We start from the raw sequence: 22,300 nt of genomic DNA on the forward strand, positions 1-22,300 counted from the left end.
CTCAATCGAACATGCTAATTTCACTGCCCGTGATTGGATAATTTGCGGTTCAACCGTTGGCTATCGTCACTCTTCGAGCAAGCTTCTCAGCATCCAAGCCGTTTTTTCGTGAATATTTTGTCTTTGCGTGAGCAAATCAGCTGTCGGTTGATCGTTTGCTTTTTCAACTAGCGCAAACAATTTGCGAGCTGTTTTTGAAGTCGCCTCTTGCGCTTTCACCAGATGTTTGACCATCTCTAGGGCTTTGGGGTTGCCAGAGACCTCCTCGATCGAGGTCAGCTTAGCAAATTCTTTGTATGTCGCCGGTGCCGGTTCACCCAGTGCGCGAATCCGTTCTGCAATTAAATCCAACGCTGTCCACTGCTCGGTGTACTGGGCCATAAACATGGTGTGCAATGTGTTGAACATCGGCCCTGTGACGTTCCAGTGGAAGTTATGTGTCATCAGGTACAAGGAATAGCTGTCTGCCAATAGCGCAGATAAGCCTTTGGCAATGGCTTTACGATCTGCCTCTTCAATACCAATATCAATTTTTCGGCTCATTTCGTCTCTCGTTAAAAAATGAATTTCAAAACTTAGCTTAATACAATTTGGCGTGGTTGGGGGTAAAGCACAAGGCTGACAACCGGGCACCGACTCCCCGTTGATATCCAAGAAGCCTGCGGGTACAAGCCTTGCATGATTCCGTTTCTTTGCCAGTCGATGGTTCTTTTCAGTGTTAACGTTTCAGCTCGGCGTGACAATGCTGTCGTACGCTCCCTTTGCAGCACCGGATGATTAACTAGCGAGCCATCACAAGAGAAGAATATCCATGACTAGTACGCCAAATGCCGTTCAAGCTAAGTTGGTAGCGGGCAAAGCAACGCCAAGAGGCAAATTTCCGCATATTCGGCGTGCGGGTGATTTTCTGTATATATCAGGTACGAGCTCACGCCGCGCAGACAACACGATTGCCGGCGCCGAGCAAGTCGATGCCTTTGGTGCTACTCGTTCGGATATTGCAGAACAAACGCGGGCTGTGATCGAAAACATTCGTGGCATCTTAAAGAGTGTCGATGCCGAACTATCCGATCTGGTCGAGATATGTGCCTACCTCGTCGACATGAACGACTTTGCGGCCTACAACGCCGTCTATGCCGAGTATTTTGATTACGATGGGCCAACTCGCACCACGGTCGCCGTCCATCAATTGCCTCATCCGTTGCTGCGAATTGAAATCAAAGCAATTGCCTACAAGCCGCTAGCGGCAAATCAGCGCGATTAGGGCAAGCCAAGCAATGAACTACGCTTGGGGGCATAGCCAAAGTACCGCTTGAATTCACGACTGAATTGCGAGGGGCTTTCGTACCCCACGCGATAGGCAGCCTGTTGCACCGACGCACCCGCTTGAATCAGGTGCAGTCGCGCCAAGTTCAAGCGAATCTTTTTTAAATATTGAATCGGCGAATCCGATGCATAACGTTTAAAAACCCGGTTCAAGGATGCCGCACTGAGCCCTACCTGTGCCGCTAGTGTTTCGATATCAAGGGGCTTATTGTAATGCGCTTGAATGTATGCGACGGCCTTTTGAAATTGCGAAAACTGACCATCGATCAGATTCCAGTGTTGTAACAGTCTTCCCCCCTCGCCTTGCAACAAGGCATATATCAGGGCACGCACCCGCTCCACTCCAAATAGTCGTGCTTCTAGCGGATCGAATAAGGTCAATAAAAGTTCGCCCACATAGCGCCTAATCAGCGCATCCATGGGGCAACATTCAATGCCAGAAATTTTGGAGTTAACCGGTGTTGCATCGCCTGCGTTAGCACCAAACTCGCCAATGTCATGCAGTAATTGACTGACCATCGATCGATCTAACTCAATCTGGATACCGAGCAGGGGTTCAGTCAGCGTCGCGTCGATCTTGCATTGCAAAGGATAGGTTGAGGTAAGCAATAAATAATGATCAACGTCATAGGTAAAACGCCAGTGACCCAGCTCACCATGTTTCGCCCCTGAAAAAATAAAGACCAAACACGGCGAATACACGCCACATTCTTTGAGCGGCGCTTGTATCTGATGAAAAATGCGCACATTGGGCAGTACTGTGTCGTATTTTCCCTCGCGCAACGGTGTCTGCGATGCCTCGCTGATCATCGGCTCAGGTTGGGCACATCGCCAGAATAGTTGTCGAGCAACTTCATACATGTCTAATTTATTCATTGCAGCATTAGGCAATAAATTGAAGAAAATGTCTAATTTTTTAAAAAAATTTGATTGTTTTAGGCACAAATTTGCTGCTAATTGCCTTGTGACTGACCCACGAGTCACCTAAGATGAATGTCCCTCGATCAAATAAATTGGTATCTCAACATGAAAAATGTTCTGTTCGTTATTACTAGCCACGAAGACCTCGGCGACACCGGTTTAAAAACCGGTTTTTGGACAGAAGAATTAGCGGCGCCTTATTACGCACTGACTGACAAAGGCGTACAAGTCACCCTTTGCTCAGTCAAAGGCGGCCAACCGCCGGTCGACCCCAAAAGCAATCTCCCCGAATTTCAAACCGAGACCACAAAAAGAATGTCCACGGACGAAAGCTTGCTTAAACAGCTCGCCAATACGACAACGCTGAGCGCGGTGAAGGTGGCTGACTACGATGCGGTGTTCTATCCTGGCGGTCATGGTCCGCTTTGGGACCTGGCCAACGACACTGATTCAATTCGATTAATAACCGACTTCTACAACGCGACAAAGCCAGTTGCCTTTGTTTGTCATGCACCAGGTGTTTTGAAAAATGTACGTCTTGCGAATGGTGATTTTTTGGTTAAAGGCAAAACGGTCACTGGCTTCACTAACTCAGAAGAGGAAGCGGTGCAGTTGACCAACATCGTCCCATTTTTGGTAGAAGACATGCTCAAAGCCAACGGTGCCTTTTATCAAAAGGGTGCCGATTGGGCACCTTTCGCGGTCGCCGACGGTTTACTGATCACGGGTCAAAATCCAGCGTCATCCGAAAAAGTCGCGCACTTGTTGTATGACATGCTCACGAAATCAACAGCCTGATCGTTTTACACCGATGTCGGAGCGCTTGATCACCGACTCGCGTTTGCAAAACAACCGTTAAGCAACGATGGCGATCACCACATTGGCCACCGCTAAGGACGTTACCACGGCTAACGCAACGCCAAGTAACGTCCACTGAATCCAGCGTCTGTGCTGTGCGGCATCACTGGGTGCCAATTGAATCGCCATTTCGATTTTGCCCGGGGATGCCATCATCAAAAATGCCGCGGCAACGTTATGAGTCGCCATGAACCAAAGCACACTGATCCCTAGCGAGCGCGCAATGGCCGCCTGCGTGGTCGCAAACATTGAATTAGCCCCAACGTTGGAGCCCGTGATCAGCCCCCCCGTTGCACCAACAAAAGGGGCGACAGCCAAATACGCTTTGCCCATGGTGGAAATGGCCTGCGCAAGATAAGCCGCCATGCCAGATACTGCCATCAACATCCCCATGACAATAAACAGACCCGTCACTGGTGCCACTTGTAACCAAGAGGACCACGCACGTTTCACGGGTGTTAAATCAGGCACACGGCGAGTGAAAAAAAAGCTCGCGACAAAGAGCCATAGGCCAGGCGAAGCAAAGAATCCCAAGGTTGACATCAAGTCGATCGACCTGATCAGCCAGCCACTTGTTAACACACCGAGCAGCAGCACCGCATAGCTCATCAAGCCTTTGCGTGCTTCACGTTTCAATGGGTCGTGACCCGCCTTGCGTCCCTTCAACAGATGCACAACAATGATGGTCAGGCTACCAAGCGCCCCTGCCGGGCTGGTACCAAACACCGTGTTGAAGCCCGTAATAGCGAGGGTTAACGCGATGCCAGACAACAGGCCTTGCGAGACAGCGATCAGGCGTGAGCCTGGCAGTGACACAAGCCATGCGGCGACCATACCCGTGATAGTCAGTGGGATCAGGCTGACAACCCCCGAGGCAACACCAAGATCATGAAAAGAAAGCGCTGAGAGCGAAGCGGCGACCATCGTGCCCGGCCCCATCGAACCCCAAGGGATCGTACAAAGCCCTAACAGGCCAATCACTGTCACCTTTTTCGATGGCAAGCCAAAATGGGCCAAGAGCGGAATGCCGATGGTGATACCAATCGCAAAACCTGTTAATGATTCTGCAAAGGGGGTGATGCCGTGAACCACCAAAAGAACTGCACTGACCCCACCGCCTGCTCGGTTCTTGATCCACGCAGCCAGCTCAGCCTGCGCACCCGCGTGGCGTAGCACTTCAGACAGCAAGAGTCCGCCGCCCACAATGGCCAGCACTTCGATCAGAATGGGCATCCACCGCATGAGCAATGGCCCGCCTTGTTCAAGGGGGACCGGAAAAGCAAACAGCATCACAATCACGGCAGCGCCAACGCCCAGTAGCGCGGCATACAACGACCTCAGTCCAATACCAAGCGCGAGAAGCGTCACCAGAACGGGGGCAGCACTAATGATGAGTTGCATGGCGATGAGACGAATTTGTCAGCAATGACGACGGCTTTTTAACGACAACCTGCGCACGGATCAACCATCTTGCTAAGACGACCAAGATCAGAGATGAGGTCACGATTAACATCCCATATGCAGCGACATGCCCGACCGCACCAGCCTTCCACTCTTGAAACAACACCGTACTCATCACTTCGGCATCAGGCGTTGCAAGCATCAACGGCAGATTTGACTGACGCATAAAAAGTAAAAACAACAATAACCATGCGCTCAAAAGGCTCGGTGAAACCATAGGCAACACAATCCGCCCTACTGTGGGCAGAAATCCGCTGCCCGAGGCCCTTGCCGCCAATTCCCCGTCGTCATGAACCTTCAATACGCTCTCTTGAATATGGTGAATACTGATCGGCACCGCTTTTAAACAAAAGCCCAACAATAGCAACCAGACTGTTCCATAGACAGCGCTTTGGTCAAATGCCACGAATACCCCAAGCGACAACAGCGAGGTGGGCAATACAAACGGGGTAAACGTGAGGTAAGCAATCGCTTGACGAAACGTCTGGTTCGCTTTGATAAAAAAGACTGCACAAGGAAAACCAAGGCAGATCGCCACTAGCGCGCCGCCTAAACCAACCCAAACCGAGTTCATGACGGCCTGCCATGAGGTCACATCTTCAACCACCCACCGATAGTGATACAACCGAGGTGACAAAGACCAAATAGATGAATCGAGCGAGAGATCGAGTGAACTTGCCAGCATAACCAGCAAGGGCATCAGACCGCCCAGCACAATCAACAAATAAAAGCTGGCACTGGCGATCCACCGATATCGTCCAATATCGAAGGGGTGATGTTTGTATTGCTTGCCCCGCTGCACCGTCAAGTGCAGCGCTTGCGCTAAGAACTTTCTGTAAAACCGAACCAACAGCAATGTCAACACGATTAAGCACACGCCGAAGATGGCAGCGCCACCAAGATCTGCGGGTTCAGCCAACCTAGATCGAACAAACATTTCAACGCTGAGCAAATTCAGCTTTGCCGGGTATCCCAGGAACCAGCCGACATCAAAGCTCTCTATGCCCAAGAGAAACAGTATCACCAGTACAGATAGGAAATGCGGCGCCATGCGCGGCATCGTCACTCGCTTGAAGGTCTCCCAAACGCTTGCGCCTGATGCCGCTGCGGCCTCTTCGAGTATGGGATCCGTTGCCGATAAGTTTGCGTAAAACAACATGAACGCAAGGGGTAATCCACTCAAGAACTCGACAAACACCATGCCGGAAAACGAATAAATATTGAACAACCCTTGCGGAAAAATCCGGCCCAACCAAAGGTTCACTAAGCCGCTCGACGGATTCAACAAAAGCACCCAGCTAATGGCACCAAGCGACGGGGGAATAAGTAGCGGGATCATCATGGCGAGGTGCATCCACTGACCACCTGGTACATTCGTTCGGATGGCTAGCCAGGCAAAAACAAATCCGATGGTTGCCGCAAGCAAGGTGGTGGTAGCACTCAACAACAGCGTTCGACCGACGACGAGGTAGTGCTCAGCGGTGGAGAAGAAGTCAGCATAATGTGCCAACGAGACTTGCCTGTGCCCGTCAACATCGATGAAGACAGTCTCAATAACGACCAGTAGCAAAGGCAAAAGTACGATCAAGCATAGCAACGCAAAACCCAACACCAAAGCAGCACGAGCCCACCGGTTCACGTTGTCAGCTGCGCTCATGGCCGCTCTATCACGTTGATTGCTCCGCAATCGCCCAGCACCGATCGTTGCGCAACGCCAACGTGAGGTCTCGTCCTTCTCTTGCATTGAAGGGCGTATGACGGAATCGAAATTGTTGCACCCCGACAAGCACTTCAGTCTCTTGGCGTTCTCCGAAATACATACTCGACAAGATCCGGCCGCGCATTCTTAGTGCGTCACTCGCCAGTGGGATATTGGGATTAGTGCCATCCACGCGGATCAAATTTTCGGGACGCATCATCAAGGTGATTTTTTTATTCAGTGTCGGTAAGGATTCCATTTCGACCGTGACCGAGCCCCATTGCGTCTCTGCTATCCCATGTTGTGAATCGATTTTTTGTCTCAAGGTAGCAGAAACAAAATTACAAAATCCTAATGATTGTGCAACCAGTGCTGTATTGGGCCTGCCGTACACGTCTTGGGGGCTGCCTGTCATTTCAATTCGACCCGCGTTCATGACAGCCACATAGTCTGACATCGATAGCGCTTCTGACTTTTCTTGCGCAACATAGACAGTCGTCGTTTGCGTCTTACGTTGTACAGTCTTGAGCTCATATCGCGCTTGCTCTCGCAAAAAAGGGTCAAGTTGCCCTAACGGTTCGTCAAGCAACAGCAGCTGAGGCTTAGTGATCAACGCCCGTGCCAACGCGACTTTGTAACGCTGCTCGATACTTAACAGCCGCGAAGGTGCTTTCAAGTGCGCGGTCAATCCGACTAAATCGGCCATACGCATGACTTCTTGCGGGATATCAACGCCAGTGTCCTTGCCGCGACTCGTGGTCAAGGGGAAAGCAATATTGTCGTAAATGCTCAGATGAGGCCACAAGGCATACGACTGAAAGACCATCCCGAGGTCCCTTTGGTGGGTGGGGATATGAACACCGCGCTTGGGGGACGACACCAACTGATCACCGAACGACACGTCGCCTGAGTCATAAGACTCAAATCCAGCCAAGATCCTCAACAGCGTAGTTTTGCCCGATCCACTCGGGCCGAGTAACGTAAAAAACGACCCCGTCGGGATCGTCTGGTAAATGTCGCTCAAAATCGGCCAGTCACGATCTGGCGTTTTGAGCGTTTTGCGTAAGGCGCTGATGCGAATCATCAAGTCTCTCGGGTGGTGAGCTCAGCGACAACCATCAATGATTGTCTCTTGGCACTTTACTGCCACTACATCCCACCAGAAAATCAAAATCCACGCCATCATTGGCTTGATTCACGTGATCTACGTAGAGCTTGTAGTAACCACGGTCAAGGGGAGGTTTGGGGGCCTTCCATTTGGCACGGCGTTTCGCCAGGATTTCTTCGCTCACATCGAGATGCAAGCGCCGTTTGGCTACATCCAATTCAATCATGTCGCCATTTTCAACGAGCGCCAATGGCCCACCTGCCGCTGCCTCTGGCGCCACATGCAAGACCACGGTGCCGTAGGCAGTGCCGCTCATCCTCGCATCTGAAATCCGTATCATGTCAGTGATACCTTTCTTCAGAATCTTGGGCGGCAGTGGCATATTGCCCACTTCTGCCATACCCGGATACCCCTTGGGACCGCAATTTTTTAACACCATGATGCAGTGCTCGTCGATGTCGAGTTTGGGACTATCGATGCGCCGATGAAAGTCTTCGATATCTTCAAACACAACGGCACGGCCTTTATGCTTGAGCAATTTCGGCGTCGCTGCCGAAGGTTTGATAATCGCACCATCCGGGCAAAGGTTGCCACGCAGCACCGCAATACCGGTGTTCTCTTTAAAAGGCTTTTGCCATTCCGTGATGACGTCGCGGTTAAAGCACTCGGCTTTCTTATTGTTATCCCAGATCGATTTACCCGTCACCGTCAAGGCCTTCTTGTTTAACTTACCCTCCTCACCCAGGGTTCGCAAAACGACCGGTAAACCGCCGGCATAACAAAAGTCTTCCATCAAATACTTGCCGCTTGGCATCAAATTCAGCAGCGTATGAACGTCGCGACCAAACTTGTCCCAATCGTCGATCGAGAGCTCTACACCGATGCGACGAGCAATCGCGATCAGATGGATCACGGCGTTGGTTGAGCCACCGATCGCCGCATTCGTGCGAATGGCATTCTCGAAAGCCTCTCGGGTCAATACTTTGGATAGCGTAAGATCTTCTTTCACCATTTGCACGATACGCCGACCGGATTCGCGTGCAAGCACATTACGGCGAGCATCCACGGCCGGATAAGCCGCATTACCAGGCAACGCAACCCCCAAGGCTTCGACCATACTGGCCATCGTCGAGGCGGTACCCATGACCATGCAATGTCCGTGAGAGCGATGCATGCAAGACTCGGCCTCATGAAACTCATCGAGCGTCATCTTGCCAGCACGCACATCTTCAGACATCGACCAAGTATTAGTCCCAGAACCAATGTCTGTCCCGCGATACTTGCCGTTGAGCATTGGGCCACCAGAGACCCCAATGGTCGGAATATTGACGCTTGATGCACCCATCAGTAGCGAGGGCGTCGTCTTATCACAACCGAACAACAACACCACCCCATCAAGCGGGTTCGCCCGGATCGTTTCCTCTACGTCCATGCTCGCGAGGTTACGAAGCAACATCGCAGTCGGTCTCACCAACGTTTCACCTAAAGAGGTGACCGGAAACTCAAGCGGAAACCCGCCTGCCTCGAGCACGCCCTGGCGAACTTGCTCAGCCAGCACGCGAAAGTGACTATTACAAGGGGTCAGCTCGGACCAAGTGTTACAGATACCAATCACTGGGCGACCATCGAACTGATCGTGAGGAATGCCACGATTTTTCATCCAACTACGGTAAATAAACCCGTAGATATCATTGCGACTGAACCATTGGCTAGAACGCAAGTTCAATTTCGCTTCAGCTTTGTTGGCCCCAGATTTGCTGGCTTTTTTATCTGCTTTCTTCTTTGACTCGGTCACGAGCAACACCCCTTTTTCACGATCTGATCGAAGTACTTATTTACCCGCTTTTTTGTAGGCAACGACCTGTTGTCTCTGCTCACCAAGACCAGCAATGCCAAGGGTCATGACATCGCCAGCTTTCAGGAAACGAGGTTTGGGTTTGACCCCCATTCCAACACCAGGAGGTGTACCCGTCGTGATAATGTCGCCAGGCATTAAGGTCATGAACTGGCTTGCGTAGCTGATGATCGTTGCACAGTCAAAAATCATCGTTTTGGTGTTGCCAGTCTGAAAACGCTTGCCATTCACATCCAGCCACATATCCAAAACTTGCGGATCTTTGATTTCATCGGTCGTCACTAACCACGGACCAACAGGGCCGAACGTATCGCAGCCCTTGCCTTTATCCCAAGTGCCCCCGCGCTCGATCTGATACTCACGCTCTGAGACATCGTTAACCACGCAGTAACCTGCCACGTGTTTGAGCGCGTCTTCTTTAGAGACATATTGGGCTTTCTTGCCGATGACAATGCCCAGCTCGACTTCCCAGTCTGATTTTTTTGAGTCCTTGGGCAGCATCACTTCATCATTGGGCCCATTCAAACTAGTATCCGCTTTGAAGAACATAATTGGCTCTTTCGGAACCGGCAAGCCAGACTCAGCCGCATGGTCGGAGTAATTCAAACCAATCGCCAGAAACTTGCCCACCCCTTGGAAAGGCACGCCAAATCGCGGCTTACCCTTTACTTTGGGCAACGTCGCTGGATCGATCTTAGCCAATGCCTTCAAGGACTTTGCTGATAATTGCTCTGGGCCAATGTGTTCAACAACACCCGAGAGGTCGCGCAATTGACCATCGTGATCGATGAGGCCTGGCTTCTCTTTGCCTTTCGGACCGTAGCTAACGAGTTTCATGAGATTGCTCCTGTTTGTCTTGGTATTTGAATAGATTCAATGACTCGGCTTCTAGAAGAAACCGCCGCTCACTGCAATATTAAGATGAAAACGTCTTACAACGTCCAACCCCCATCAATGACATTAATGGTTCCGGTCGTGAAGCTAGATTCGTCGGATGCCAGATACACCGCAAGGTAAGCAATCTCTTGATCCGTGCCTAACCGGCCCATCGGTTGTCGAGCGACGAACATACCGCGTGCCTCATCAATGCTTTTACCGGTATCCGTCGACACAGCTTTGATGCGATCACCTAACGAGGGGGACTCGATCGTCCCGGGACAAATCGCATTAAAGCGCACCCCTTTCGCCACATAATCTGCCGCCAGTGCCTTGGTCAATCCAATCACAGCCGCTTTTGATGCCCCATAGATGACACGGTTTGGTGCGCCTTTGATACTGGAAGCGCCAGAGGCCATGTTGATCACGCTGCCGTGGCCTTTGCTTAACATGTCAGGCAAAAACGCGCGGATCGTGCGATACATCGACTTAACGTTTAAGTCCATGCTGAAATCCCAATCCTCGTTGCTCACGTGAAAAATATCACCTTGATGTACAAAGCCAGCACAATTAAAGAGCACATCAATCGCACCGATTTTCTTGGCCAACGCATCAACATCGGCCGTTTTCAACACATCTAGCACCTCGGTACGTATATTAGTGATGCCGGCAAGCTTATCTAACAAGCCTTGATTAATATCCGTTGCCCAAACGGTGGCCCCTTGTTTAGCCATCTCCAGCGCACATGCGCGACCGATGCCCTGCCCTGCGGCGGTGATCAGTATTGTTTTACCTTGCAGTCTCATCCTACTTGCTCCTTAAAATTGGCTTTACCAATTTACCAGTTATCGTGACAAAGTCCAATGAAAAGTCGTACCATGAGTGTTTGAAACGAACCAGATCAACGTCGCCTCATCATGCCGATCAAGTCCATCGAAACCCGACGCGTCTACCAGCAGATTGCCGATCAACTGAGCAAAATGATCAAGAGTGGCGAGTTTGCGGTCGATAGCCGCTTACCCTCAGAACGCGATCTTGCAGAAAAATTCGGCGCCTCTCGCCCCTCGGTACGCGAAGCGCTGATAGCGCTTGAGGTGATTGGCATGGTTCAGATCCGCATGGGATCCGGGGTATATGTCTGCAAACCCGCCCAAAGCAAACAGAAAGGTAGAATGCCTCGCCAGGATTTTGCCCCTTTCGAGGTCATTCAGGCGCGCCTTCTCATCGAATCCGAGATCGCGGCTCAAGCCGCGCTCTCACGTACCGCCGAGCATCTCGAACAACTCGACGCAGCGCTAAGCGACATGATTGAACGCGCTGAAAGCAACCACAATCCGCTTGAGGCAGATCAGGCTTTTCACAAAGCATTGGCTGCCGCGACAGGCAATCATGTGCTGACAAACATGGTCGACCAGCTGTTTAACGCGAGACTTGGCGTGCTGTTCTCGCGACTAGCCAACTACTTCGATAATAAGAAAAGCTGGGATCAAGCCATTAAAGAGCATCGCAGTATTTTGCGGGCCGTCAAAGCGCAGGATGCCGTTGCCGCCCGTCGAGCGATGCAACATCACATGGAAAAAGCATACGCTCGCTTTTCCGCAAGCTGGGGCAAATCTTCTGTTGAAGGAAAACCACCCACCGCGTCCGCACTCAGCAAGCCGTCGGTGGCGGCATCCTGAATTTTTCTGCGTAAATCGCTAGGTTCGGCAAAATAGATGGATGCAATCTGACCCCTTCGGCCAGTTGTGTCTCTCGCAGTGCGAGACCCCCTTGACCGGGCAAGCGCAGCTTTGCGCCGAGCTCACGCGGGGTATTGTTCAAACAGGCGTCAGCAATAAAATCCATCTGTTGCAAAAATGCGGCTTGACCGCCAAAAGCGTCAGGGTCATAGAGGGTGATATGGACAGTTGCACCCCACCCTTCTTTGGGGTTTGCTCGACCAAAACCTGCTAACCCCCCAGTCAAGGCTTCGACCATCAACGTCAGGCCGTATCCCTTATGCCCGTAACTCAAGCCCCCGATCGGCAAAATCGTCCCCGGGGGTTGTTGTTGAAACACGCGTGGATCTCGGCTTGGTTGTCCCTGCCCATCCAACAACCAATTTTCTGCGAACTGCTCGCCCGCGGCCGCCTTACGATTGCACATCCCATTGGTGGTGATCGATGCAGAGATATCGATTAACACATCGCCTCTTGAACAAGGAAAACCCATGGCAATCGGATTTGGCGTAAAGACTGCTTTTGTACCGCCATAAGGCGCCACGCTCGCTGACGAGGGATCAGAGCAAGTCAACACCATCAGCATCCCCTCACGAGCAGCACGCATGAGAAACACGGCCAAGCAAGCGATGTGATGACTGCGTCGAATGACCAGAGACGCAAGACCCATTTCGCGCGCGCGCGGAATCAAGTCATCCATTGCTTGTTCGATCAACCACGGGCCCGGCAAACGCATTCCATCCCAGAGCTGCGCGGCCGGCTTTTGGTTAAGGACTCGATGAGAACCAGCACGAGCCATGCTGCCTTGTTCAATCTCCTTAAGATAGCCCGGCAAAAGCGCTAAACCATGCGTATCGTGACCCAGCAAGTCTCCTTCCACCAGCGCTTTTGCAACCACGCGTGCGAGGCTGCTATCCAATCCTGCCGCAGCTAACAGGAGCCCCGCCCAAGTCTCTAAATCATGAGCGTTATAAGCAATTCGACTGGTTAATGCAGCATTCATGACATCGTGTCCTTGCGTTGCGCTCTTAATAAGTCCCACGGCCACCAGAAATATCGAATACCGCACCTGTCGAGAAGCTGCATTCCTCTGATGATAACCACGCCACCATGTTTGCAATCTCTTGGATTTGACCGAAGCGGTTCATGGGTATTTTCGACAACATGAAATCAATGTGTGCCTGCGTCATCTGAGCAAACATACCCGTCTTGACCGCCGCCGGTGTGATGCAGTTCACCTTGATATCGGTCAAGGCAAGTTCTTTACCCAGTGATTTTGTCAGACCGATGACGGCCGCCTTGGAGGCACTATAAGCAGAGGCGTTGGGGTTACCCTCTTTGCCTGCAATCGAAGCAATATTGACGATACGCCCCTGGCCTTTACCACCATTGGCCTTTTTCATCACCGGTGCAATCGCGCGGCAGGTTAAAAACGTGGCGCGCAAATTGATCGCAAATACCCGATCCCACTCGTCAATGGGGTAATCAATCAAGGGCACGTTGGGCCCGGTGATGCCAGCACTGTTCACCAAAATATCAATATGATCGGCAAAACTCAGTGATGACCCAAGCGCAGCCTCGACTGAATTTGCATCCGACACATCTACCTTGACACCGTGCACATGGCTACCAAACTTCGCCACCGCAGCAAGCAGAGCAGCGTCGTCTCGATCCCAGATACTGACCTTGGCACCGCCCTCCAGCAAACGCGCGGTGCATGCCTCACCAATACCAGCCGCACCGCCCGTGATCACTGCGTGTTTACCCGAAAAATCGTACTTTGCTGCGTTTGTCATTGCGTTTGCCTCGAATGGGTTAAGGGTTTTCCCGCTATTTTAATAATAATTGGTCTGACCAATTGCCGGATTGCCACAACCATAATATTCTTGTGTTCTCAAGTCAATCAGAGCACGGCATGAATGTATTAATTACCGATTTCGATTTTCCAAATGTCCAACTTGAGCTAGACCTCTTTAACAACGCTGGCCTCAACGTCACGTTAGCTCAATGCAAAACAGAAGATGAACTCATTGCAGCGGGTCAAGGTATGGATGCGTTCTTGTTGCAATACGCACCTGCCAACCGCAAAGTTTTCGAAGCGTTGCCACAATTGAAAATTGTGAGTCGCTTTGGTGCGGGCTTTGACACCATCAATACAGCCGACGCACAAGCATGTGGGGTTTGGGTGGGCAATTCTCCAGATTACGGCATGCACGAGGTCGCCACTCACGCGCTTGCGATGGCCTTAAACCTAAGCAGACATCTGTCTTTTTACGATCGAGATATTCGTGCCGGCCAATGGCACTACTTGACCCCTGGTGTTCTCAAACGCCCTTCCAGCATGACCGTTGGCATTTTGGGACTAGGTCGGATTGGCAAACGTTTCGCTCACATCGCCCGCGAAACATTTGGTCGTGTGATCGCTTGCGACCCACACATCATGGCCTACGACTTCCCTCCTTATGTTGAACGCGTGGATATGGAAACCCTTTTTTCAACGGCAGATATCATCTCAGTACATACCCCGTTGAACGACGAAACGCGCTCGATCGTCAACGCCCGTGTGTTGAATCTGATGAAGCCGGGTAGTTACTTGGTTAACACGGCGCGAGGTGGCATCATCAATGTGGATGATGCGCTGGTAGCGCTGAATACAGGCAGGCTCGGCGGATTGGCACTGGATGTGTTGCCGCAAGAGCCTCCAGGTGATCACCCCCTCGTGAGACATCCGAGGACAATTTTGACGCCGCACGCCGCTTTTTTTTCGCAAGAAGCTGAAATAGAACTAAGAAGCAAAGCTGCACAGAACATCGTGACGTTTGCACAGACCGGTAAGCCGGATTACGTTGTTGTCAAAGGGTTCAGATCATGGCAAGTGTGACGCTACGTGGTGTCAAGAAATCATTTCAAGACACCCCCATCCTGCATGGCGTGGATATAGACATCCCAGAAGGCTCATTCACCGTTTTGGTGGGCCCCTCAGGTTGTGGCAAATCGACGCTACTGAGAATGCTGGCGGGGCTTGAAGAGGTCACAGGTGGTGATATTTATATCGGTGACAGAATCGTTAACTCGATGCAGCCAAAAGAACGCGACATTGCGATGGTATTTCAGAACTACGCACTTTATCCGCACATGACCGTACGAGACAATATGTCTTTCTCGCTCAAACTTGCCAAAGCAGACAAAGCGGACAGCGACGCCAAGGTAAAAAGAGCGGCAGAGATTCTGGGCTTGACTGATTTGCTTGAACGCTATCCTCGTCAATTATCGGGCGGTCAGCGCCAGCGTGTCGCGATGGGGCGAGCAATTGTTCGCGATCCGCAGGTGTTCTTATTCGATGAGCCGTTATCTAATCTTGACGCCAAGCTGCGTGTTCAGATGCGCACCGAGATCAAGGCACTGCACCAGCGTTTGAAAACAACGTCGATCTACGTCACCCATGACCAGATCGAAGCGATGACGATGGGCGATCAGATTGTGGTGATGCGCGATGGTCGTATCGAACAAGTTGGTGGTCCGATTGAGCTTTACGAAAACCCGGTCAACACGTTTGTCGCTGGCTTTATCGGCTCGCCTGCCATGAATATGCTACCTGGCAAAATCCGCCATGAAAATGGCACCACTAAGGTAGAGCTTCACGACGGCTCGCATGTCACTGCAAAACTAACCACGGTCGGGCAGGAAGGTCAGCCAGTGCTGTTTGGTACGCGACCTGAGCATCTTTCGCTCGACTCGAGTGGTGAGCTGGCCGTCATTGCTAACGTCATCGAACCAACGGGCGCGGACACTTTTGTGACGTTCGCCTTTGGGGAGACCCAATTGTCTACCGTCTTCCACCATCGCATTGATTTGGTGCCTAATCAAGCCGTCAAACTGAAGCCAGATCCGGCCCATACCCATCTGTTTGACGCCACTACCGGTTTTGTCATGAAGTAGGTTAGTCGTTTTACATCTTAACTTTGCAACAGAACGATAAGCAGTTATCTGCATACTCAGGAGATATCCATGAAACAGTTTTCACGTCGTGATTTTATTGGTACGGGTGCCGCTGTCGCCTCGACGGCCGCTGTGGGCGGGTTCACCCCCATTGCAACGGCGCAAACACCAACGCTTGCTTACAAGCCAGAGGCAGGTGCCAAACTGAGAGTTCTGCGCTGGAAGCGCTTCGTGCAAGGCGATGAAGATCAGTTCATGGTCAACATTGAGAAATTTAGCAAAACCTACGGTATCGAAGTCAAAGTCGATAACGAGGGTTGGGAAGACATCCGCCCTAAAGCTGCGGTATCTGCAAACGTTGGTAGCGGTCCAGATATGATCATGGGCTGGTTTGATGATCCGTTTCAGTACCCCACCAAGATGTTGGATATGACTGAACTATGTACCTATCTAGGCCAGAAATACGGTGGTTGGTACAACGCGGCGAAGCAATACGGCACCCTCAACGATAAATGGCTCTCAGTGCCTTGGGCATTCATTGCTAATGCGATGGTCTATCGAAAAAGCCATGTGCAAGCGGCTGGATTTGAAACCATGCCTAAAGATACTGCCGGGTTTCTGAAGCTTTGCCAGGCGTTGAAAGAAAAAGGCACGCCCGCAGGTTTCGCTCTGGGCAAAGCCGTGGGTGACGGTAACAACTGGACGCACTGGTTGCTCTGGTCGCACGGCGGCAGATTGGTCAACGAAAAAGGCCAAGTCGTCGTTGACTCGCCCGAGACCATTGCAGCACTCGAGTATGCACGTGAGCTCTATAAGACCTTTGTCCCCGGCACGTTGTCTTGGCAAGACCCAAATAACAACAAGGCATTTCTGGACGGCCAAATCAGCCTCACGGCTAACGGTATTTCGGTCTACTACGCAGCAAAAATGTCTGAAGATCCGAAGATGAAAGCGATGGCCAGCGATATCGAACACTCACACTTTCCCGTGGGGCCAGTCGGTCGGCCGATGGAGTTGATGCAAATCACACAGATGATGTGCTTCGCTTACACAAAATATCCAAATGCAACGCGTGAACTGGCTCGCTTCTTGATGGAGGCTGAGCAATACAACCCCTGGATGGAGAAATCAATCGGCTATGGTGCGCAAACGCTGAAGGCCTATGAGGCAAATCCACTGTGGCATGGTGACCCTAAGGTTGCCGTCTATGGCGAATGCCCTGCGATGGCGACCGTACACGGTTACTCAGGCCCACTAGGCCCTGCTTCTGCTGCGTGCTTGGGTGACTACATCGTGCTGGACATGGTGGCTGAAGCATCGAGCGGCACTCGCACGCCGAAAGAGGCAGCACAACGTGCCGCTGAACGCGCAAAACGTTACTACAAGGCCTAACCAGTATGAAAGCCCTATCCCTCTTGGAGCGTTTCCAATCTAACCGGCATTCGCTGGGTTATGCCTTCATGCTGCCAGCTGTGCTCTTGCTGGCAGGATTGTTAGCGTATCCACTGGGGCTAGGGACTTGGCTCGGTTTTACCGATGCCAAGATTGGCCGAGTCGGCGAGTGGGTAGGGCTTGAAAACTTTATCTATCTCGTGACCGACAGCGTCTTTCAGCTCGTCGTTTTTAACACGCTCTTCTATACCATCGTAGCCAGTATTGCCAAGTTCATCCTTGGTCTTTGGTTAGCTTTGCTGTTGAATAAGAACCTGCCTTTTCAATCGTTTTTCAGAGCCGTCGTTTTATTACCTTGGATTGCACCAACTGCGCTGAGTGCTCTCGCATTTTGGTGGATGTACGACGCGCAATTTTCGGTCATCAGTTGGCTATTTACCAAGATGGGGCTCCTCGATCATTACATCGATTTTCTGGGTGACCCCTGGATGGCACGGATGTCGGTGATTATTGCCAACGTCTGGCGCGGCATTCCCTTTGTTGCAATCTCTCTGCTGGCTGGCCTGCAAACCATTTCCCCTTCGTTTTACGAAGCCTCGTCGATTGACGGGGCCACTCCTTGGCAACAGTTTCGCTACATCACCATGCCATTACTCACACCGATTATTGCGGTGGTGATGACCTTCTCGGTGTTGTTCACCTTCACTGATTTTCAATTAATTTATGTCTTGACCCGCGGTGGGCCACTTAATTCAACGCATCTGATGGCGACACTGGCCTTTCAACGAGCCATCCCGAGTGGGGCGCTTGGTGAGGGTGCCGCTATTGCAACCATGATGGTGCCGCTATTGCTTGCTGCCATCATGTTTAGTTACTTCGGTCTGCAACGACGCGCCTGGCAACAGGGCGCCGACAAATAAATCTTCAGGGAATCATCATGTCTAAACAAAATAGTCAGGGAATGGATTTTCTGACCTCCCTGCCGCGCCGATGGGTCACGATTTATATCCCGCTGGGTTTCATGCTTTTCATTTTGCTGTTCCCGTTTTACTGGATGGCAATCACCGCATTCAAACCAGACAATGAATTGTTGTCGCAGACAGGCAACCCCTTCTGGCTCGTGCACCCGACGCTGGCCCACTTCAACAAGTTGCTGTTTCATACGGCTTACCCGCAGTGGCTCTGGAATACGCTCGTGGTATCCATTAGTGCGACGTTCATCTCGCTATTTACCGCCGTTTTAGCGGCGTATGCGATCGAACGGCTGCGCTTCAAAGGCTCGAAAGTGATGGGGATGATGATCTTCTTTGCGTACTTGGTGCCTCCCTCGATTATTTTCATCCCGTTGGCGAGCATCGTGTTCCAGTACGGCTTGTTTGACACCAAGATGGCACTGATACTGACTTATCCGACTTTTTTGGTGCCTTTCTGCACGTGGTTGCTAATGGGCTATTTCAGATCGATCCCCTATGAACTTGAAGAGTGTGCGTTGATTGACGGTGCAACAAGATTACAAATCCTCACCCGGATCATCCTGCCACTGGCTGTCCCGGGTTTGATCTCGGCAGGGATTTTCGCTTTCACCTTATCCTGGAACGAATTCATTTACGCACTCACCTTTGTTTCATCATCAGAGATCAAGACAGTTCCGGTCGGGGTGATTACCGAGCTGGTCGAAGGGGATGTCTACCACTGGGGGGCGCTGATGGCAGGTGCGCTACTGGGATCGCTACCCGTGGCCTTCATTTACTCGTTTTTTGTCGAGTATTACGTCTCTGGCATGACAGGCTCTGTGAAAGAATAGCGTGGTAACGAACCGCCAGAACATCTGCATGCGAAATTAGCCTCAAGGATCAGTCATGGAACCCATTATTCGCCTGCACGCGCAGGATGATGTCGTCATTGCTCGTCAGCAGCTCGTGTCAGGGGCGACCTTTCCCTCTGAGAAATTAACTGTTCGCGGGCTGATACCGCCTGGGCACAAAATAGCGACAAGAAAGATCCTCAAAGGCGATCCTGTGCGTCGCTACAACCAGATCATCGGTTTTGCGACGGCAGATATCGAAGCTGGCTCGCATGTGCACGTGCACAACCTCGGTATGGGGGTCGAAGGCGGCGCGTTCGAGCGCGATTATGCGATTGGTGTGGATGCCAAGCCCACGCAATACGAGACGACACCTCGCACGTTCAAAGGAATCGTTCGCACAGACGGTCGGGTTGCCACGCGAAACTATCTTGGTATTCTGACCAGCGTCAATTGCTCTGCCACTGCTGCCAGAGCGATTGCCGCTCATTTTGATCGCCAGACCAATCCAGCGGCGCTTGCTGATTTTCCCAATGTGGATGGCGTCATTGCGCTGGCGATGGGCACGGGTTGCGGGATGGGCAGCACCGGTGAAGGTATCGATGTACTGCGTCGCACGTTGGCTGGCTATGCGCGGCATGCGAACTTTTGCGGCGTCTTGATGGTCGGTCTGGGTTGCGAAAGTAATCAGATCGTCGATCTGTTGGCAGTTGAAAACCTCTCAGAGAACCCCTTGTTTCAAACCTTCAATATTCAGGACACGGGTGGCACGAGCAAAACAGTCGCCAAGGGGATCTCTCTCATTAAAGGCATGCTGCCGCACGCCAACAACGTTAAACGCGTGGACGTGCCTCTCAGTCATCTCACCATTGGCCTTCAGTGCGGCGGCTCAGACGGATACTCAGGCATCTCTGCCAACCCTGCGCTGGGTGCAGCCGTCGACATGCTCGTCAAACATGGGGGCAGTGCAATTCTGTCAGAGACCCCTGAAATTTATGGTGCCGAGCATCTCCTGACTCGCCGTGCGGCGAATCAGGCAGTCGCCGAGAAGCTCATCTCGCGCATTCATTGGTGGGAAGACTACTGTGCCCGTAACCAGGGCGAAATGAACAACAATCCTTCAGCGGGGAACAAAGCGGGTGGGTTAACCACTATCCTTGAAAAATCCCTGGGTGCCGTGGCTAAAGGCGGCACCATGCGCCTTGAAGCTGTCTATGAATACGCACAACCCGTCACGGCCAAAGGTTTCGTTTATATGGATACGCCTGGCTACGATCCGGTCTCGGCGACGGGTCAAGTGGCGGGCGGTGCCAACATGATTTGCTTTACGACCGGACGAGGGTCAGCCTATGGTTGCGCCCCTTCGCCGTCAATCAAACTTGCCACTAACAATGCGCTCTGGACGCGACAAAGTGAAGATATTGATATCAATTGCGGCGAAATCATCGACGAAGGGGTCTCAATCGCGATGAAGGGTGCAGAAATTTTTGAAATGATCATTCGGGTCGCCTCTGGCGAAAAAACCAAGAGCGAGCATCACGGTTATGGACAGAATGAGTTCGTGCCGTGGCAGATTGGTGCTGTTATGTAATGCTCTCGTGTAACTTATTTGTTCTAATGTAAGAATTAACCTAATTCTGCTTGGAGCAGTCCTTGACCGAAACGCCTGTCCCGATCAAACCCGCCGCGACGATTATTCTTGCTCGTGATGTAGATCAAGGCTTTGAGGTCTTGATGCTCAAACGTACTACTCAAGTTACGTTTGCCAAGGGTATGCACGTATTTCCTGGGGGCGGATTAGACCGACAGGATCAGGAGGCAGAAATTGCTGCCCTGTGCGCAGGGCTTGACGATGCACGCGCGAGTCATTTACTGGGCATTGAGCGCGGCGGTCTTGCCTACTGGATAGCAGCGGTACGTGAATGTTTTGAAGAGGCGGGTTTGGTGCTGGGTTATCAGCCTGATCAGAACCTTTTCAGCTTCGATCAGACAGAAGCCGACCGATTAGCCGCACTCAGAGCAGATTTCACACACAACAAACTCTCTTTTGTTGAAATTCTGAAACAACTGCAACTACGTGTTGCAACGGATCAAATCCACTATTTCAGTCACTGGGTGACAAAGGCTGGCCAACCACGACGTTACGATACTCGTTTCTTTGTCGCCCGCGCACCGGCTCAGCAGATTCCCATGCAGGATAACGCTGAGACCGTCGCTCACTTATGGGTGAGCCCACAAGCTGCGCTTGAGATGGGTAAAGTCGGTGAGCTGAACCTCATGTTTCCCACCATCAAGACGCTTGAAGCCTTGGCTCGATTTCACCGCGTCGAGGAACTGCTCGCACACGCAAAAACACCTCGCCAAATTTTGGCGATGAACCCCAAGGGTGCGCTTGATCGCGACGGGCAAAGCCACTTGCTGATCCCCGGCGATCCTGCCTATGCCGAGGTTGCAAAGATCGATCGCGACAATAGCGGCCATTGCCGCACCTATATCGAGCCGGGTGTGCCAGTAACGCTCGGTGAAAACATCGTCAGATTGACCGCGGCGAATCGTGGCATGATGACTGGCCCAGGTACCAATACCTATTTGTTGGGTAATGCCTCGACCGGTGTTGCGGTGATCGACCCGGGTCCGGCAGATGACGCGCATATTGAGAATATTCTCAAGTATGCTGCTGGCGCTATTCGTTGGATTTTATGTACCCATACGCACAAAGATCACTCACCTGCCGCCAACCTGCTTAAGCAGAAAACCGGTGCGACGCTGATGGGCATGCCGCCCCCTGCGCATGACAATCAAGACCAGACTTTTAAACCTGATGTTGTGCTTGAGGATGGTTCTTACTGCGACGTGGCGGGCATGAGGGTTCAAGCGATCCACACCCCTGGTCACGCGTCGAATCATCTATGTTACTTACTCGAGTCAGAGCGATTGATGTTTACGGGTGATCACATCATGCAAGGATCAACGGTGGTGATTAACCCACCCGACGGCCACTTGGCGACTTACCTCAGTTCGTTGCGCAAAATCCTCACCATAAAAATCGACTACTTGGCGCCTGGGCATGGGTTTTTGATGCACCAACCCGTCGAGGTCGTCGAGAGATTGCTCATTCACCGACAAGATCGGGAAAACAAAGTCGTCAAAGCTTTGCGTGAGTCGCACACGCCCATCCGACTGGATATTTTGGTCAGCAAAGTGTACGACGACGTCCCCAGTACTCGCCATGCCGTTGCGTCTCGTTCTTTACTTGCCCATTTGCATAAGCTGCTCGAACAAGAGCGTGTCACTGCACTTGCAGACTCGCACTGGCAGCTCAGAAGCCCCAGCCCCTAATCGT

The 22,300-nt window shown here is 51.7% G+C and carries 20 protein-coding genes; 10 read left to right on the forward strand and 10 right to left on the reverse strand.

The window, feature by feature from the left end; genetic code table 11:
* Nucleotides 1–66: 66 nt before the first annotated feature.
* A complete protein-coding gene (locus AC1W8Y_RS09545) occupies nt 67–543 on the reverse strand; it encodes a Dps family protein (RefSeq protein WP_482014241.1) in 477 nt (158 codons plus the stop codon).
* A gap of 268 nt (nt 544–811) precedes the next feature.
* Between AC1W8Y_RS09545 and AC1W8Y_RS09550 the strand changes: the two genes are divergently transcribed.
* The gene (locus tag AC1W8Y_RS09550; protein ID WP_482014242.1) at nt 812–1,264 is read left to right on the forward strand and encodes a RidA family protein; all 453 of its coding nucleotides are present in this window, start codon (nt 812–814) and stop codon (nt 1,262–1,264) included.
* Here AC1W8Y_RS09550 and AC1W8Y_RS09555 read toward each other — a convergent pair.
* On the reverse strand, nt 1,261–2,202 hold the full coding sequence (locus tag AC1W8Y_RS09555) for an AraC family transcriptional regulator (RefSeq protein ID WP_482014243.1): 942 nt from the start codon (nt 2,200–2,202) through the stop codon (nt 1,261–1,263). The genes AC1W8Y_RS09550 and AC1W8Y_RS09555 overlap by 4 nt on opposite strands.
* Nucleotides 2,203–2,352: 150 nt before the next feature.
* On the opposite strand from AC1W8Y_RS09555, the gene AC1W8Y_RS09560 reads away from it, so the two are divergent.
* On the forward strand, nt 2,353–3,045 hold the full coding sequence (locus AC1W8Y_RS09560; protein WP_482014244.1) for a type 1 glutamine amidotransferase domain-containing protein: 693 nt from the start codon (nt 2,353–2,355) through the stop codon (nt 3,043–3,045).
* 57 nt (nt 3,046–3,102) lie between these two features.
* Here the strand turns inward: AC1W8Y_RS09560 and AC1W8Y_RS09565 are convergent, their stop codons facing one another.
* The 6 genes from AC1W8Y_RS09565 to AC1W8Y_RS09590 form a co-directional block, all read right to left on the reverse strand.
* Nucleotides 3,103–4,506: an L-lactate permease gene (locus tag AC1W8Y_RS09565; RefSeq protein WP_482014245.1), complete on the reverse strand. Its 1,404-nt coding sequence runs from the start codon at nt 4,504–4,506 to the stop codon at nt 3,103–3,105.
* Nucleotides 4,490–6,223, reverse strand: a complete 1,734-nt coding sequence (locus tag AC1W8Y_RS09570) for an ABC transporter permease (protein ID WP_482014246.1) — start codon at nt 6,221–6,223, stop codon at nt 4,490–4,492. The genes AC1W8Y_RS09565 and AC1W8Y_RS09570 overlap by 17 nt, the downstream gene beginning before the upstream one ends.
* Before the next feature lie 10 nt (nt 6,224–6,233).
* Nucleotides 6,234–7,349: an ABC transporter ATP-binding protein gene (locus tag AC1W8Y_RS09575; protein WP_482014247.1), complete on the reverse strand. Its 1,116-nt coding sequence runs from the start codon at nt 7,347–7,349 to the stop codon at nt 6,234–6,236.
* A gap of 34 nt (nt 7,350–7,383) precedes the next feature.
* Nucleotides 7,384–9,099 carry an IlvD/Edd family dehydratase gene (locus AC1W8Y_RS09580; protein WP_482014284.1) on the reverse strand — a complete coding sequence of 572 codons (1,716 nt, stop codon included), beginning with the start codon at nt 9,097–9,099 and terminating at the stop codon, nt 7,384–7,386.
* A 105-nt stretch (nt 9,100–9,204) separates the two neighbouring features.
* Nucleotides 9,205–10,065, reverse strand: a complete 861-nt coding sequence (locus tag AC1W8Y_RS09585) for a fumarylacetoacetate hydrolase family protein (protein ID WP_482014248.1) — start codon at nt 10,063–10,065, stop codon at nt 9,205–9,207.
* Nucleotides 10,066–10,160: 95 nt separating this feature from the next.
* Nucleotides 10,161–10,910 carry an SDR family oxidoreductase gene (locus AC1W8Y_RS09590; RefSeq protein ID WP_482014249.1) on the reverse strand — a complete coding sequence of 250 codons (750 nt, stop codon included), beginning with the start codon at nt 10,908–10,910 and terminating at the stop codon, nt 10,161–10,163.
* A 111-nt stretch (nt 10,911–11,021) separates the two neighbouring features.
* On the opposite strand from AC1W8Y_RS09590, the gene AC1W8Y_RS09595 reads away from it, so the two are divergent.
* A complete protein-coding gene (locus AC1W8Y_RS09595) occupies nt 11,022–11,783 on the forward strand; it encodes a FadR/GntR family transcriptional regulator (RefSeq protein ID WP_482014250.1) in 762 nt (253 codons plus the stop codon).
* Here AC1W8Y_RS09595 and AC1W8Y_RS09600 read toward each other — a convergent pair.
* Both AC1W8Y_RS09600 and AC1W8Y_RS09605 read right to left on the reverse strand, forming a co-directional pair.
* Nucleotides 11,755–12,825 carry an Ldh family oxidoreductase gene (locus AC1W8Y_RS09600; RefSeq protein ID WP_482014251.1) on the reverse strand — a complete coding sequence of 357 codons (1,071 nt, stop codon included), beginning with the start codon at nt 12,823–12,825 and terminating at the stop codon, nt 11,755–11,757. The two genes, AC1W8Y_RS09595 and AC1W8Y_RS09600, sit on opposite strands and share 29 nt — an antisense overlap.
* Before the next feature lie 25 nt (nt 12,826–12,850).
* Entirely contained in the window at nt 12,851–13,618 is a 768-nt protein-coding gene (locus tag AC1W8Y_RS09605; protein WP_482014252.1) for an SDR family NAD(P)-dependent oxidoreductase, read from the reverse strand.
* 119 nt (nt 13,619–13,737) lie between these two features.
* Here AC1W8Y_RS09605 and AC1W8Y_RS09610 point away from each other — a divergent pair, with 119 nt between their 5' ends.
* From AC1W8Y_RS09610 to AC1W8Y_RS09640, 7 genes are all read left to right on the forward strand, one after another.
* Complete coding sequence (locus tag AC1W8Y_RS09610) at nt 13,738–14,703, forward strand: C-terminal binding protein (protein WP_482014253.1); 966 nt, start codon at nt 13,738–13,740, stop codon at nt 14,701–14,703.
* Nucleotides 14,691–15,761: an ABC transporter ATP-binding protein gene (locus AC1W8Y_RS09615; protein WP_482014254.1), complete on the forward strand. Its 1,071-nt coding sequence runs from the start codon at nt 14,691–14,693 to the stop codon at nt 15,759–15,761. Before AC1W8Y_RS09610 ends, AC1W8Y_RS09615 begins: the two co-directional genes overlap by 13 nt.
* 69 nt (nt 15,762–15,830) lie before the next feature.
* Nucleotides 15,831–17,153 (forward strand): ABC transporter substrate-binding protein, encoded by a 1,323-nt coding sequence (locus tag AC1W8Y_RS09620; protein ID WP_482014255.1) that lies wholly within the window; start codon nt 15,831–15,833, stop codon nt 17,151–17,153.
* A gap of 5 nt (nt 17,154–17,158) precedes the next feature.
* A complete protein-coding gene (locus AC1W8Y_RS09625) occupies nt 17,159–18,073 on the forward strand; it encodes a carbohydrate ABC transporter permease (protein WP_482014256.1) in 915 nt (304 codons plus the stop codon).
* Between the two features lie 17 nt (nt 18,074–18,090).
* Complete coding sequence (locus AC1W8Y_RS09630) at nt 18,091–18,957, forward strand: carbohydrate ABC transporter permease (RefSeq protein WP_482014257.1); 867 nt, start codon at nt 18,091–18,093, stop codon at nt 18,955–18,957.
* A gap of 55 nt (nt 18,958–19,012) precedes the next feature.
* Nucleotides 19,013–20,548, forward strand: coding sequence for a UxaA family hydrolase (locus AC1W8Y_RS09635; RefSeq protein ID WP_482014258.1), 1,536 nt, complete (start codon nt 19,013–19,015; stop codon nt 20,546–20,548).
* A gap of 62 nt (nt 20,549–20,610) precedes the next feature.
* On the forward strand, nt 20,611–22,296 hold the full coding sequence (locus tag AC1W8Y_RS09640) for an MBL fold metallo-hydrolase (protein WP_482014259.1): 1,686 nt from the start codon (nt 20,611–20,613) through the stop codon (nt 22,294–22,296).
* Nucleotides 22,297–22,300 lie beyond the last annotated feature (4 nt).

This window comes from Jezberella sp. (genome assembly GCF_964834465.1).